Origin of the sequence: Mycobacterium sp. SP-6446 (genome assembly GCF_001954045.1) — a bacterium.
Classification (GTDB): domain Bacteria; phylum Actinomycetota; class Actinomycetes; order Mycobacteriales; family Mycobacteriaceae; genus Mycobacterium.
In genome coordinates this window covers 1-13,766 of record NZ_MBEM01000166.1, presented here as the reverse complement: position 1 = coordinate 13,766, position 13,766 = coordinate 1, and the positions used below count along the sequence as shown (strand labels likewise).

Genomic DNA, 13,766 nt, shown 5'->3' with positions numbered 1-13,766 from the left:
TCGGCAGGCCAACCGCTTGCCCGTGTGACGAGTCTAGAGGTTAGGCCTATGTGTCCAACGTGCCAACGCTACACACGATTGACGTGTCTAGTCCCCCTAAATTGCGGATTGCCGCGCGAATGCGTTCGTATTTGTGCCGGCAACCGGGCCTCGCCAGCGTCTGCGGCGGCCCTGGCAAAGATCACCTCGGCCCGATGCCTGCCGACGTGCGATGCCTCGGACGGAGATTGGGCGAGCTGCTGGGCCTGGCGTCGATGCAGGTAATCCAGCGCCTCCGGCATACCCTCGCGGGCCAGCGTGTGCACGTCTACGGCCTCCGCGTACGCGAGAAACTCGTCGACGTCGGTCGTCGTGACCGTGTTGTGGGCGACCTCGGTTTCCAGCCGCCCCAAACCGAGCGTCGCAAGCATCAAAAGCCCGGGAACGCAGGCCACCAGCAACCACGACACAAGGAGAGTAAACATGTCCAAGGTCTCAGCGAGATCACGAAATCAGTACTCTGTCGTAGGTGACAGTGGCAAAGCCGTCCGCACGCTCCAAGTCCACCCAATCCACCCCCGGTGCCGCCCTGGCCCGGCGCTGGTCCGACGAAACCCGAACCGGGTTGGTGCGACGCGCCCGCCGGATGAATCGTGCACTGGCGCAAGCGTTTCCGGACGCGCACTGCGAACTGGATTTCACCTCGCCGCTGGAGTTGACGGTGGCCACCATCCTCTCGGCGCAGAGCACCGACAAACGGGTGAATCTGACGACGCCCGCGTTGTTCAAGCGATACCGCTCCGCGCTTGATTATGCGCAGGCCGACCGGGCCGAACTGGAAGCCCTCATCCGTCCCACCGGCTTCTTCCGCAACAAGGCGACATCGCTCATGGGCCTCGGGCAGGCCCTGGTGGAACGGTTCGACGGCGAGGTGCCGTCGACCATGGCCGAGCTGGTGACGCTGCCCGGGGTGGGGCGCAAAACCGCCAACGTCATCCTGGGCAACGCCTTCGGCATCCCCGGAATCACCGTCGACACCCACTTCGCGCGGCTGGTCAGCAGGTGGCGCTGGACCGACGAAAAGGATCCGGTCAAGATCGAGCACGCGGTCGGCGACCTCATTCAGCGCGACGAGTGGACCCTGCTGAGCCACCGGGTGATCTTCCACGGCCGCCGGGTGTGCCACGCCCGCAAACCGGCGTGCGGGGTCTGCGTGCTCGCCAAGGACTGCCCCTCCTTCGGCCTCGGCCCCACCGAACCGCTGCTCGCCGCGCCCCTGGTGCAGGGCCCGGAAACCGAGCACTTGCTGGCGCTGGCCGGGCTGTAAATCAAGGCCGGTGCCGGTGGCCCGTAAGACGCGTTGGACCATCGCGATCCTGGCGGTGGTGGTCGCGCTGGCCGTGGCGCTGCTGGCCCAGCTGCGCGAGCGCCCCTCGACGACCGCGACCCCGCTGCCCACCGCCGCTCGGGAACATCGCGACGCCGACACGGCGGCCGCGCTGGCGGGGCCCCGCGAGCGCGCCGGCCTGCCGCCGTGTCCCGCGGCCGGCAGTGGCCCCGGCCCGGCGGCGCTGCGCGGTGTGACGGTGGAATGCGCCGCCGACGGCTCGACCGTCGACGTCGCTGCCGCACTCGCCGGCCGCCGGGTGATCCTCAACCTGTGGGCATATTGGTGCGCGCCGTGCGCGGCCGAACTGCCCGCGATGGCCGAGTATCAACGGCGGGCCGGGCCGCGCGTGATGGTGGTGACCGTGCACCAGGACGAGAACGAGACCGCGGCGCTGCTGCGGTTGGCGGAGTTGGGCGTTCGGCTGCCGACGCTGCAGGACGGTCGCCGCCGGGTCGCGGCGGCGCTGCGGGTGGCAAACGTGATGCCCGCGACGGTGGTGCTGCGGTCGGACGGTAGCGTTGCGCAGACGTTGCCGCGGGCTTTCGCGAGTGCCGACGAGATCGCGGCTGCGGTCGGAAACGACGAGGGCTGAGGGCAAGGAGGCGCCGGTGAGTGCTGCGGTCCCGCTGACGCCGGACGTCTGCCCGCCCTGGCTGCGTCCGCTGGTCGACAACGTCGGTCAGATCCCCGAGGCGTATCGGCATCGCCTCCCGGCCGGCGTGCTCGCGATGGTGACCGCGGCCAAGGCCGCGTCGTCGATGGCGACATTGCGCGGCGACGGGCGCGAGGCCGCCGTGCTGGTGCTGTTCTCGGGTCCGGAGTCCGGGCCGCCCGACGGCGGCCTGCCCGACGATGCCGATCTGCTGCTGACCGTGCGCGCCTCGACGTTGCGCCACCACGCCGGCCAGGCCGCATTCCCCGGCGGCGCATCCGATCCCGCCGACGACGGTCCGGTGGCCACCGCGCTGCGCGAGGCGCAGGAAGAGACGGGGATCGACGTGCGCAGGCTGCATCCGCTGGCCACGATGGAGCGGACTTTCATTGCGCCGTCGCGGTTCCACGTCGTGCCGGTGCTGGCCTACTCGCCCGATCCCGGCCCGGTGTCCGTCGTCGACGAGACCGAAACCGCGATCGTGTCGCGGGTTCCGGTGCGCGCCTTCATCAATCCGGAGAACCGGCTGATGGTGTATCGCGGCGCCCTCGGCCGTCGTTGGGCCGGCCCGGCGTTTCTGTTGAACCAGATGCTGGTTTGGGGATTCACTGGCCAGGTGATCTCCGCGGTCCTCGACGTCGCCGGCTGGGCCCGGCCCTGGGACACCACCGACATTCGCGAATTGGACGAGGCGATGGTGCTGGTCGGTGGCGAGGACGGTGCCCGATGAATTTGAATTCGATGACGCCTTCGCAGTGGCTGGATATCGCGGTCCTGGCGGTCGCGTTCATCGCGGCCATCTCGGGCTGGCGGTCGGGCGCGCTGGGCTCGCTGCTGTCGTTCGTCGGGGTGCTGCTCGGCGCGATCGCGGGGGTGCTGCTGGCGCCGCACATCGTCAGCCACATCGCCGCCCCGCGCGCGAAACTGTTCACCGCGCTGTTCCTGATCCTCGCGCTTGTCGTCGTCGGGGAGGTCGCCGGTGTCGTGCTGGGACGCGCGGTGCGCGGCGCGATCCGCAGCCGCGCAATCCGATCCGTCGACTCGGTCATCGGGGTGGGGGTCCAGCTCGTCGTCGTGCTGACCGCGGCCTGGCTCCTGGCGACGCCGCTGACGCAGTCGAAGGACCAGCCCGAGCTGGCCGCCGCGGTCCGCGGTTCGCGGGTGCTCGCCAAGGTCAACGAGGTCGCGCCGCCCTGGCTCAAGACCGTGCCCAAGCGGCTCTCGGCGCTGCTGAACACCTCGGGGCTGCCCGCGGTGCTGGAGCCGTTCAGCCGCACCCCGGTCATTCCGGTCGCGTCGCCGGACCCGGCGCTGGCCAACAATCCGGTCGTGCAAGCCACGGCGGCGAGCGTCGTGAAGGTGCGCAGCCTGGCGCCCAGCTGCCAAAAAGTGTTGGAGGGCAGTGGATTCGTGATCTCGCCCGATCGGGTGATGACGAACGCGCACGTGGTGGCCGGGTCCAGCAGCGTGCAGATCTACGCCAACGGCAACCCGTTGGACGCCACGGTGGTGTCCTATGACCCGTCGGTCGACATCGCCATCCTGTCCGTACGCAACCTGCCGCCGCCGCCGCTGGCCTTCGCCGAAGGCGAGGCGAAGACCGGTACCGACGTGGTGGTGATGGGTTATCCGGGCGGCGGCAACTTCACCGCCACCCCGGCCAGGATTCGGGAGAACATCAAACTCAGCGGCCCCGACATCTACCGCGACCCGCAGCCCGTCACCCGCGACGTGTACACCATCAGAGCCAATGTGGAGCAAGGCAATTCGGGTGGGCCGTTGATCGACCTGAACGGTCACGTGCTCGGTGTGGTGTTCGGCGCGGCCGTCGACGACCCCGACACCGGCTTCGTGCTGACGGCCAGCGAGGTCGCCGGTCAGCTGGCGCGGATCGGCGACACCGCTCAGGTCGCCACGGGTTCCTGCGTCAGCTGACCACGTGCTCGAGGAACCTCATCAGATGCCTGTTGATCTCCTCGGGCGCCTCTTCGTGGCTGAAATGTCCTGCGCCGCTGACGGATACGTAGCGACCCTGCGGCGCGTAGCGCCGGCTGTGGTCGACGGGGTCGGCCAGCACGTAGGGATCCTCGTCGCCGCGCAGGTGTAGCAGCGGAACGCCGAGCTGCCCCGACATCGATCTCATGAATCGCCGGCCTTCGGCCCGCAGCTGGCTGCGCACCGCCCAGCGTTGGTACTCCAATGCGCAGTGCGCGGCGCCGGGAATCTGGATCGCCGTCCGCAAATAACCGACGGTTTGCGAGAAGTCTTCGGACGCAACCCATTTGGCTGAGCTGCGGCTGCGGACCAGGCGCTCGATCTCCGCGCCGTTGTCCCGGGTCAGCTGGCGCTCGGGCCAGATCGGCAGCTGGTAGCGCAGCAGGGTCTGCAGCAGCGCGTAGCTCTGGTCGCGGCGGGTCAGCGTGGATCGGCGCAGCGCGCTCGGATGCGGCGAGCTGATCAACGCGATGGCACGCACCAGCCGGGAATGCAGAAGGGCGGTGGTCCAGCAGGCCAGGCCGCCGTCGGCGTGTCCGATCAGTGTCGCCGACGAATGCCCAAGGGCGCGAATGAGTCCGGCCGTGTCACCGGCGAGCGTCCAGCCGTCGTAGCCCCGGGGCGGCTTGTCGCTGCCGCCGTAGCCACGCAGGTCGACCGCGACGACCCGGGCGCCGCGCAGTCCGCGCAGCTGGTGTCGCCAGGACCACCAGAACGAACCGAAACCGTGCAGCAGCATCACCAGTGGCCGCGCCGAGGCTGGTCTAGCCGCGTCGGGGTCGGTGGGCAGCGACTCGACGACATGGAATCGGATGCCGTTGGCGTGCACGTCCAAATGGCGCCACGGCCCGTCGATGCGGGTGACCGACGGATCCGGTGCCGACATCTACCACCCCGAGGGATCTGCCGGAGCTCGGTCGGAACCGCCGTCCGGCGCGGGGAGCCTCGGTGTGGCGGCCTTGTCGTGGCCCGGCGTGAGGGCGGTGCGGGTCTCCTTGACCGATTCGATGGTCTCCCGCGGTCCCCGGATTCGGCGGACCTTCAGGAAACCCAGCAGGGCCAGGATCGCGCCGACGACGACCATGATCGCGAACACGATCAGGAAGGCCACCCAGCGCCACAGCCAGTTGTCGAGCAGCTCGGCGAGGAAGAAGAAGAAAAAGAAGGTGGAGTAGAACAACACCACCAGCGCGGCGATGAAGTAGACGCTGCCGGTCAATCCCTTCTTGACGTCGCGGGTGATCTCGGCACGGGCCAGTTCCACCTCCGCACGCACCAGCGTGGATACCTGAGTGGTCGCGTCCTTGATCAGATCACCGATCGACGGGTCGGCGGGCCTGGCGTGCGGGTCGGCCAGCGGAATCGTGGTCAGCGTGCTGGGCACACCGTTCTTGCGATCGTTACTCACAGACGGTCCTCTCGGTTCGCTGTCGTCGCGGTTCATGTTGCCATGCGCCGCGGTGCCAGACGAGGCCAGCCGACGACCGCCGCAGCACTGGCGGAGCCCCGGTGATCATTTAGACTGGCGCAGCTGGTCTCCGACGTTCCGATCGGCTGACGGGAGTTTCGATTGCGGACGGCACATCGGTGCTTTGTGGCGGCGCTGGTGGCCGTGCTGGTGGGTCTGCCGGGTTTGCCCGTCCGCGTCGCGGGTGCCGACGACAGGGTTCCGTTGGGTGGTGGCGCCGGGATCGTCATCAACGGCGACACGATGTGCACGCTCACCGCGATCGGCAACGACGCGGCCGGTGAGCTGATCGGCTTCACCTCCGCGCACTGCGGGGGTCCCGGCGCGCAGGTCGCCGCCGAGGCCGCGGCGGGCAGGGGCACGCTGGGGACGATGGTCGCCGGCAACGACAACCTCGATTACGCGGTGATCAAATTCGATCCGGCCAGGGTGGCGCCGGTCGCGGTGTTCAACGGGTTCGCGATCAACGGCATCGGCCCGGATCCGACGTTCGGCCAGGTCGCGTGCAAGCAGGGCCGTACGACGGGCAACTCGTGCGGCGTCACGTGGGGGATGGGCCAGACCCCGGGCACCATCGTCATGCAGGTGTGCGGCAACCCCGGTGATTCCGGGGCGCCGGTCACCGTCGACAACCTGCTGGTCGGCATGATCCACGGCGCGTTCAGCGACAACCTGCCGACGTGCATCATCAAGTACATCCCGCTGCACACCCCGGCCATCGTGATGTCGTTCAACTCGATCCTGGGCGACATCAACGCCAGGCACCGCCCCGGCGCGGGATTCGTCCCGGTGCCGGCCTGACCTACTTGGCCGCCCGGATCGCGTCGAACACGCCGGGATCGAGCAGCGTCGACGTGTCGCCCAGCTCGCGGTTTTCGGCGACGTCACGCAGCAGCCGGCGCATGATCTTGCCGCTGCGGGTCTTCGGCAGCTCCGGCACCACGTGGATCTCGCGCGGCTTGGCGATCGGCGAGATCTCCTGCGCGACATGAGCACGCAGCTCATCGAGCGTCCCCTGGTGCGCGTCGTCGCTGTCGCACAGGACGACGAACGCGCAAATCGCCTGGCCGGTGGTCTGGTCGGTAACCCCGACCACCGCCGCCTCGGCGACACCGTCGTGGCCGACGACCGCCGACTCCACCTCGGCGGTGGAGATCCGGTGCCCCGACACGTTCATCACGTCGTCGATGCGGCCCAGCACCCAGATAGCGCCGTCGGAATCGAATCGGGCGCCGTCGCCGGCGAAGTAGAAGCCCTTGTCGGCGAATTTCGACCAGTACGTCTCCCGGTACCGATCCGGGTCGCCCCAGATGCCGCGCAGCATCCCCGGCCACGGCTGGTCCAAGACCAGGTATCCGGTGGCGTTCTGGGCGTTGTCGCTCTCGGGCCGTAGCGGGTCGCCGTGGTCGTCGACGATCTTGGCCGAGATCCCCGGCAGCGGTGTCATCGCCGAACCCGGTTTGGCCGCAGCGATTCCGGGCAGCGGCGAGATCATCGCGGCGCCCGTTTCGGTCTGCCACCAGGTGTCCACGACCGGGATTTGGTCGGCGCCGAAGACCGCGCGGTACCAGCGCCAGGCTTCCGGGTTGATCGGTTCGCCGACGGATCCCAGCAGCCGCAGGCTGGACAGGTCGTGGGCGTCGGGGATCTCGCGTCCCCACTTCATGAAGGTGCGGATCAGGGTGGGAGCGGCGTAATAGATTGTGACGCCGTATTTTTCGATGATCTGAAAATGGCGGTGCTGGTCCGGGCTGGCCGGCGTGCCCTCGTAGAGAACCTCGGTGACACCGTTTGACAGCGGGCCGTAGACGCCGTAGGTGTGTCCCGTGACCCAGCCGATGTCGGCGGTGCACCAGAAGACGTCGCGCTCGGGCTTGACGTCGAAGATGTAGTAGTGCGTGTAGGAGCACTGGGTCAGGTACCCGCCGCTGGTGTGCACGATGCCCTTGGGCTTGCCGGTGGTACCCGAGGTGTACAGCAGGAACAGCGGCTGCTCGGAGTCGAACGACTCGGGGGTGTGTTCGGGTGACGCGGGGTCGACGACGTCGTGCCACCACACGTCGCGGTCGTCGTTCCAGGACACGTCAATCCCGGTGCGGCGCACCACCAGAACCTTCTCAATCGGGCTGTCCGGATCCCCGACGGCCTCGTCGGCCGCGTCCTTGAGCAGCGCCGGCTTGCCGCGGCGAAACTGCCCGTCGCTGGTGATCAGCAGCTTGGCTTCGGCGTCGGCGATCCGGGCCCGCAGGGCCTTCGAGGTGAAACCGGCGAACACGACGCTGTGCATGACGCCCAGCCGCGCGCAGGCCAGCATCGCGATGACGGCCTCCGGGATCAACGGCAGGTAGATGGCGACCCGGTCGCCGGCGACCAGCCCGAGGTCGGTCAGCGCGTTGGCGGCCTTGCACACCTCGGCCTGCAGATCGGCGTAGGTCAGGCTGCGGCTGTCGCCGACGGGCTCGCCCACCCAGTGGATGGCGACCCGATCCCCGAGGCCGGCCTCGACGTGACGATCCACGCAGTTGTAGGCGACGTTGAGTTTGCCGCCGACGAACCACTGGGCGAACGGCGCCTCCGACCAGTCCAGCACCTCGGTGAACGGCGTCGTCCAGGACAGCCGGTTGGCCTGTTCGGCCCAGAAGGCGAGCCGGTCTCGCTCCGCTTCGTGGTACAGCTCCTCGCGGGCGTTGGCCTGTTCGGCGAACTCCGCCGGTGGGGGGTAGGTGGAGGGCCCTTCGGTAGGGGTCGCGGTCACTGGCTGCTCTCCTATGGTTTCGGCTCGTCAACCGTCAGTGAGCCTAGCCCTGCGAGTTGAACCGGCGCGCTCCAATCCAATCCCAACGCATCCCCGCGTAACGCATAATCACCGATGTGCCGGGACCTGCCGGGCGGCGCCGTCGCCGAGGAGTCCCCAGCATCGTCGTGGTGGCATCGAGCTGCGCGGCCGCCACGCTGCTGGGGGCGCCCGCGTGGGCGGCGCCGGTCGAGACGGGGGACCAGCCCACGCCATGCTGGTCCGAGCAGGTCGCCGTCAGCGCCGCGCCGGCCCAGGGCGCCGTGGGTCACCGTTCGCTGGCCCTGATCTTCAGCCTCGCCGGCGGCGCAGAGCCGTGCACGCTCACCGGCTACCCCGGCGTCGACGCCGGCAATGGCGGTCCGCCCCTTCATGCCGAACCCACACCGCGCGGATACATGGGCGGATTGCCGGCCGGCGTCGACGCGCCGCAGCCCGTCACCCTGTCGTTGTCCCAACAGGGTCAGGCCATCCTGGAGGGCATGGCCGTCGACGCCGGCGGCAACCCCTGTCCTACCTACACCGACCTGGCCGTCAGCCCTCCCGACATCGTGCAGGTGTTCACCGTGCCGGCCGGCATCGACGCCTGCGCGCTGCAGATCCACCCCATCACCGTCGGTCAATCTTCTTGAAACCCCTTGTGGTGTAAGCTATCTCGCTGATGCGGTTGTCCACTAGCGCTGCCAAGTACCGGACCGCGGTGGCGACGCTGGCCGCGTGGACGCTGGTGGTCGCGGCGGGCTGCGGCGGCGGAATGCTGAGCCCCGATCTGGTGGTGGTGAATGGCGGGGAGCCGCCCTACCCGCTGATCCCGACCAGTACCAACGACAGCAACGGGGGGAGGATCATCGACCGGCTCTTCGCAGGGCTGGTGTCCTATGACGCCGCCGGACACCCGTCGAACGAGGTTGCCCAGTCGATCGAGACGACGGACAACGTCAACTACCGCATCGTCCTCAAACCGGGATGGAAGTTCACCGACGGCTCGGCGGTGACGGCCCACTCGTTCGTCGATGCTTGGAACTACGGCGCGCTAAGCACCAATGCCCAACTGCAGCAAAGCTTTTTCAGCCCGATCGACGGGTTCGACGAAGTATCCGGTATGACCGGCGACGGAAAGGCGGCGCCGAAAACGGGGCGCACCACCATGTCCGGGCTGCAAGTGGCCAGCGATCTGGAGTTCAGCGTGCGCCTCAAGGCGCCGACCATCGACTTCACCTTGCGGTTGGGCCACAGCGCGTTTTACCCGCTGCCCGACGTGGCATTCCGCGACATGGCGGCATTCGGCCGCAACCCGATCGGCAACGGCCCGTACCGGCTCGCCGACAGCCCGGACGGGCCCGCGTGGGAGCACGACGTCAAGATCGACCTGCGGCCCAATCCCGACTATCACGGCAACCGGAAGCCCCGCAACAAAGGCCTGCGATTCGACTTCTATGCCAATCTGGATACCGCGTACGCCGACCTGCTGTCGGGCAATCTCGATGTCCTGGACACGATTCCGCCGAGCGCGCTGCCGATCTACAAGCGCGACCTGGGCAACAACTTCACCAGCGGACCCGTCGCGGTCAAGCACAGTCTCGACACTCCGCTGCGGCTCCCGCATTTCGGCGGCGAGGAAGGGCGGTTGCGCCGGCTCGCGCTATCGGCCGCCGTCAACCGGCAGCAGATATGCCAGCAGATCTTCCTGGGGACCCGCACTCCGTCGCGCGACTTCACCGCCAGATCGTTGCCGGGTTTCGACCCCAACCTTCCGGGCAACGAGGTGCTGAACTTCGATCCCGCTCGCGCGCACCAACTTTGGGCACAGGCCAACGCGATCTCGCAGTGGAATGGGCAGTACGTGATCGCGTACAACGCCGACGCCGGGAACCAGGAATGGGTGGACGCGGTGGCCAACAGCATCAAAAATGTGCTGGGCATCGACGCGGTCGGCGCGCCCCAGCCGACCTTCGCTGGGTTTCGCACGCAGATCACAAATCACAGCATCGCGACCGCGTTCCGCGCCGCCTGGCAGGGCGACTACCCGTCCATGATCGAGTTCCTTGCCCCGCTGTTCGCCAGCGGGGCGGGGTCCAACGACGTCGGTTACTCCAACCCCGAGTTCGATGCGGCACTCGCGGCCGCCGAGGCCGCTTCCACTTTGCCGCAGTCCAACGCCATGACCAACGACGCACAGCGAATCCTGTTCCACGACATGCCCGTTGTCGAGCTTTGGGACAACGTCAGCGTGGTGGGCTGGTCGATGCAGATCAGAAGCGTCGCCGTCGCCTGGAACGGCCTACCCGACTACGAGAACATCGTGAAGGGCTGATATGGGCTGGTACATCGTGCGCCGAATCGCCATCATGGTGCCGGTCTTCGTCGGCGCGACGCTGTTGATCTACGGCATGGTTTTCCTGCTGCCCGGTGATCCGGTGGCGGCGATGGCGGGAGACCGCCCGCTGACCCCGGCGGTGGCGGCGGCGCTGCGCGCCCGCTACCACCTCGACGATCCGTTCATCGTGCAGTACGTGCGCTACCTGGGTGGTGTCCTGCACGGCGATCTGGGTCGCTCGTTTTCCGGGCTGCCGGTCAGCGCCGTTCTCGCGCATGCGTTTCCGATCACGATCAGACTGGCGCTGATCGCGGTGGCGGTGGAAGCGGTGCTGGGCGTCGGGTTCGGCGTCGTCGCCGGCCTGCGTCAGGGCGGAATCTTCGATGCCACGGTCCTGCTCACCGGCCTCGTCATCGTCGCGATACCGATATTCGTCCTCGGCTTCCTCGCACAATTCGTGTTCGGCGTCCGGCTCGGGATAGCGCCCGTGACGGTGGGCGAGCGGGCGACATTCGCGCGCTTGCTGCTGCCCGGAATCGTCTTGGGCTCGGTGTCGTTCGCGTATGTGGTGCGGTTGACCCGATCGGCGGTGGCCGCCAACGCCCACGCCGACTATGTGCGCACCGCGATGGCCAAGGGGTTGTCGCGACCGCGAGTGGTGACGGTGCACATCCTGCGTAACTCGCTGATCCCGGTGGTGACTTTCCTCGGCGCCGACCTGGGGTCGCTGATGGGGGGAGCCGTTGTCACCGAAGGCATCTTCAACATCCATGGTGTCGGCGGCGTGTTGTTTCAGGCCGTTACCAGGCAGGAGGCGCCGACGGTGGTGTCCATCGTGACGGTGCTGGTGCTCGTCTATTTGGTGGCCAACCTGGTGGTGGATCTGCTCTACGCCGCCCTCGACCCCCGGATCCGCTATGGCTGAACACATCCCGGTCCATCACGGCTTCTGGCGCGACACGTGGCGCACGCTGCGCAGGCGTCCGAAGTTCGTCGTCGCCGCCGCGCTGATCGTCGTCATCGTAGTGGTCGCGATCTTCCCCGAGTGGTTCACCGGAATCGATCCCACCTATGCCGATCCCAGCCAAAGCCTGCTTCCCCCGTCGGGCGCGCACTGGTTCGGCACCGACTTGCAGGGCCACGACATCTACGCGCGCACCGTCTACGGGGCGCGGGCCTCAGTGATGGTGGGACTGGGGGCCACCCTGCTCGTCTTTCTCGTCGGAGGGGCCCTGGGCGCGCTGGCCGGCTTCTACGGCGGCTGGATCGACGCGGTGGTCTCGCGGATCAGCGACATCTTCTTCGGGCTGCCCCTGCTGCTCGCCGCCATCGTGCTCATGGGCGTCTTGCACCACCGCCGGGTGTGGACGGTGATCGTCATCCTGGCCGTGTTCGGCTGGCCGCAGGTGGCCAGGATCGCGCGCAGCGCAGTGCTGCAGGCGCGGTCAAGCGATTACGTTCTGGCGGCGAAGGCCTTGGGGCTGAGCGACTTCCAGATCCTGCTCCGGCATGCGCTGCCCAACGCGCTGGGCCCCGTTTTCGCGGTGGCCACCCTTGCCTTCGGCGTCTTCATCGTCACCGAAGCCTCGTTGTCCTACCTCGGCGTCGGATTGCCGACCTCGGTGGTGTCCTGGGGTGGGGACATCAACCTGGCACAGAGCCGGCTGCGGTCCGGCTCGCCGATCCTGTTCTATCCGGCCGGCGCGCTGGCGATTACGGTGCTGGCGTTCATGATGATGGGTGACGCGCTGCGCGACGCACTCGATCCGGCCTCGCGGGCGGTGCGCGCATGAACGAAGCACCACTGTTGTCGGTCGAGGGCCTGGAGGTCACGTTCGGCAACCACGCCGCATTGTGTGGAGTCGACCTGACGGTGGCGCGCGGGCAGACGGTCGCGGTGGTGGGCGAATCCGGATCCGGCAAATCCACCACGGCCGCCGCCGTTCTCGGCCTGCTTCCGCCGGGCGGCCGAATCACGGCCGGGCGCATCATGTTCGACGGGCGCGACATCACCTCGGCCGATCGCCGGGTGCTCCGCTCGATCCGTGGGCGCTCCATCGGATACGTGCCGCAAGATCCGATGACCAACCTCAACCCGGTCTGGAAGGTGGGCTTTCAGATCCGGGAAGCGTTGCGGGCCAACGCGAATGGCCGCGGGGCGCGCCGACGAGCGCTGGAACTGCTCGCCGAGGCCGGCGTGCCCGAGCCGGCGAAGCTGGCCGGCCGCTACCCGCATCAGCTGTCCGGCGGCATGTGTCAACGCGCGCTGATCGCCATCGGCTTGGCCGGCCGGCCGCAGCTGCTCATCGCCGACGAGCCGACCTCGGCTCTGGACGTGACCGTGCAGCGGCAGGTGCTCGACCATCTGCAGCGCCTCACCGACGAGCTGGGCACCGCGCTGCTGCTGATCACTCACGACCTCGCGCTGGCCGCCGAACGCGCCGAGCGTGTGGTCGTCGTCCATCGCGGAGTCGTGGTGGAATCGGGTGCGGCACAGGCCATCCTGCAGGACCCGCGGCACGAGTACACCCGGCGGTTGGTGGCCGCCGCCCCGTCGCTCACGGCCCGCAGCCCCCGCAGCCGGCCCGCGGCTGGCGAGCACATCCTGGCGGCTTCCGAGCTGACCAAGGTCTACCGAGAGTCGCGTGGCGCACCGTGGCGGCGGACCGAGTTTCGCGCCGTCGACGACGTGTCGTTCCGCCTGCGACGGGCCAGCACCCTGGCGATCGCCGGGGAGTCGGGCTCGGGCAAATCGACGGTGGCGCGGATGGTGCTCGGCCTGCTGCAACCCACGTCGGGTTCGGTGGTGTTCGACGGCACCAGTGTCGACACACTGGACCGGGACGCGGCGATGGCCTTTCGCCGGCGGGTGCAGCCGGTGTTCCAGAACCCTTACAGCAGCCTGGATCCCATGTATTCGGTGTTTCGCACCATCGAGGAGCCGTTGCGGATCCACCGGGTGGGCGACCGCGGGCAGCGCCGTCGGGCGGTGCACGAGCTCCTCGACCAGGTGGCCCTCCCGTCGTCGGTGCTGGGGCGGCTGCCCCGCGAGCTGTCCGGCGGTCAACGGCAACGGGTCGCGATCGCGCGGGCGCTGGCGCTGCGGCCCGAGGTGCTGGTGTGCGACGAGGCGGTCTCGGCGCTCGACGTCCTGGTGCAGGCCCAAATCCT

The 13,766-nt window shown here is 68.4% G+C and carries 14 protein-coding genes; 10 read left to right on the top strand and 4 right to left on the bottom strand.

The annotated features are described in order from the left end of the window. Window positions 1-68: 68 nt before the first annotated feature. Window positions 69-464, bottom strand: a complete 396-nt coding sequence (locus A5736_RS14795; RefSeq protein ID WP_076246999.1) for a hypothetical protein — start codon at window positions 462-464, stop codon at window positions 69-71. Between the two features lie 104 nt (window positions 465-568). On the opposite strand from A5736_RS14795, the gene nth reads away from it, so the two are divergent. The 4 genes from nth to marP are packed head-to-tail and all read left to right on the top strand — an operon-like array spanning window position 569 to window position 3,956. Then, window positions 569-1,306, top strand: a complete 738-nt coding sequence (gene nth, locus A5736_RS14790) for an endonuclease III (protein ID WP_175611286.1) — start codon at window positions 569-571, stop codon at window positions 1,304-1,306. Between the two features lie 16 nt (window positions 1,307-1,322). Further along, on the top strand, window positions 1,323-1,961 hold the full coding sequence (locus tag A5736_RS14785) for a TlpA disulfide reductase family protein (RefSeq protein WP_076247022.1): 639 nt from the start codon (window positions 1,323-1,325) through the stop codon (window positions 1,959-1,961). Beyond that, on the top strand, window positions 1,936-2,751 hold the full coding sequence (locus tag A5736_RS14780) for a CoA pyrophosphatase (RefSeq protein WP_139333324.1): 816 nt from the start codon (window positions 1,936-1,938) through the stop codon (window positions 2,749-2,751). The genes A5736_RS14785 and A5736_RS14780 overlap by 26 nt, the downstream gene beginning before the upstream one ends. 11 nt (window positions 2,752-2,762) lie before the next feature. Beyond that, a complete protein-coding gene (gene marP / locus A5736_RS14775) occupies window positions 2,763-3,956 on the top strand; it encodes an acid resistance serine protease MarP (protein ID WP_139333323.1) in 1,194 nt (397 codons plus the stop codon). On the opposite strand, the gene A5736_RS14770 is transcribed toward marP, so the two are convergent. Further along, window positions 3,949-4,902, bottom strand: a complete 954-nt coding sequence (locus tag A5736_RS14770) for an alpha/beta fold hydrolase (RefSeq protein WP_076246995.1) — start codon at window positions 4,900-4,902, stop codon at window positions 3,949-3,951. The genes marP and A5736_RS14770 overlap by 8 nt on opposite strands. Next, the gene (locus A5736_RS14765; protein WP_076125366.1) at window positions 4,903-5,460 is read right to left on the bottom strand and encodes a phage holin family protein; all 558 of its coding nucleotides are present in this window, start codon (window positions 5,458-5,460) and stop codon (window positions 4,903-4,905) included. It abuts the gene before it with no gap. A gap of 126 nt (window positions 5,461-5,586) precedes the next feature. On the opposite strand from A5736_RS14765, the gene A5736_RS14760 reads away from it, so the two are divergent. Further along, entirely contained in the window at window positions 5,587-6,285 is a 699-nt protein-coding gene (locus A5736_RS14760) for a peptidase (RefSeq protein WP_076125368.1), read from the top strand. Between the two features lies 1 nt (window position 6,286). Here the strand turns inward: A5736_RS14760 and acs are convergent, their stop codons facing one another. Then, window positions 6,287-8,239 carry an acetate--CoA ligase gene (gene acs / locus A5736_RS14755; protein WP_076246993.1) on the bottom strand — a complete coding sequence of 651 codons (1,953 nt, stop codon included), beginning with the start codon at window positions 8,237-8,239 and terminating at the stop codon, window positions 6,287-6,289. Window positions 8,240-8,355: 116 nt separating this feature from the next. On the opposite strand from acs, the gene A5736_RS14750 reads away from it, so the two are divergent. The 5 genes from A5736_RS14750 to A5736_RS14730 all read left to right on the top strand — a co-directional run. After that, complete coding sequence (locus A5736_RS14750; RefSeq protein WP_083667444.1) at window positions 8,356-8,910, top strand: DUF4232 domain-containing protein; 555 nt, start codon at window positions 8,356-8,358, stop codon at window positions 8,908-8,910. A 29-nt stretch (window positions 8,911-8,939) separates the two neighbouring features. Next, window positions 8,940-10,592, top strand: coding sequence for an ABC transporter substrate-binding protein (locus tag A5736_RS14745; RefSeq protein ID WP_076246992.1), 1,653 nt, complete (start codon window positions 8,940-8,942; stop codon window positions 10,590-10,592). 1 nt (window position 10,593) lies between these two features. Next, the gene (locus A5736_RS14740; protein ID WP_076246991.1) at window positions 10,594-11,520 is read left to right on the top strand and encodes an ABC transporter permease; all 927 of its coding nucleotides are present in this window, start codon (window positions 10,594-10,596) and stop codon (window positions 11,518-11,520) included. Continuing rightward, window positions 11,513-12,388: an ABC transporter permease gene (locus tag A5736_RS14735; RefSeq protein ID WP_076246990.1), complete on the top strand. Its 876-nt coding sequence runs from the start codon at window positions 11,513-11,515 to the stop codon at window positions 12,386-12,388. Before A5736_RS14740 ends, A5736_RS14735 begins: the two co-directional genes overlap by 8 nt. Then, the coding region (locus tag A5736_RS14730; RefSeq protein ID WP_076246988.1) for an ABC transporter ATP-binding protein at window positions 12,385-13,766 on the top strand (1,382 nt) is incomplete at its 3' end. The genes A5736_RS14735 and A5736_RS14730, both read left to right, overlap by 4 nt.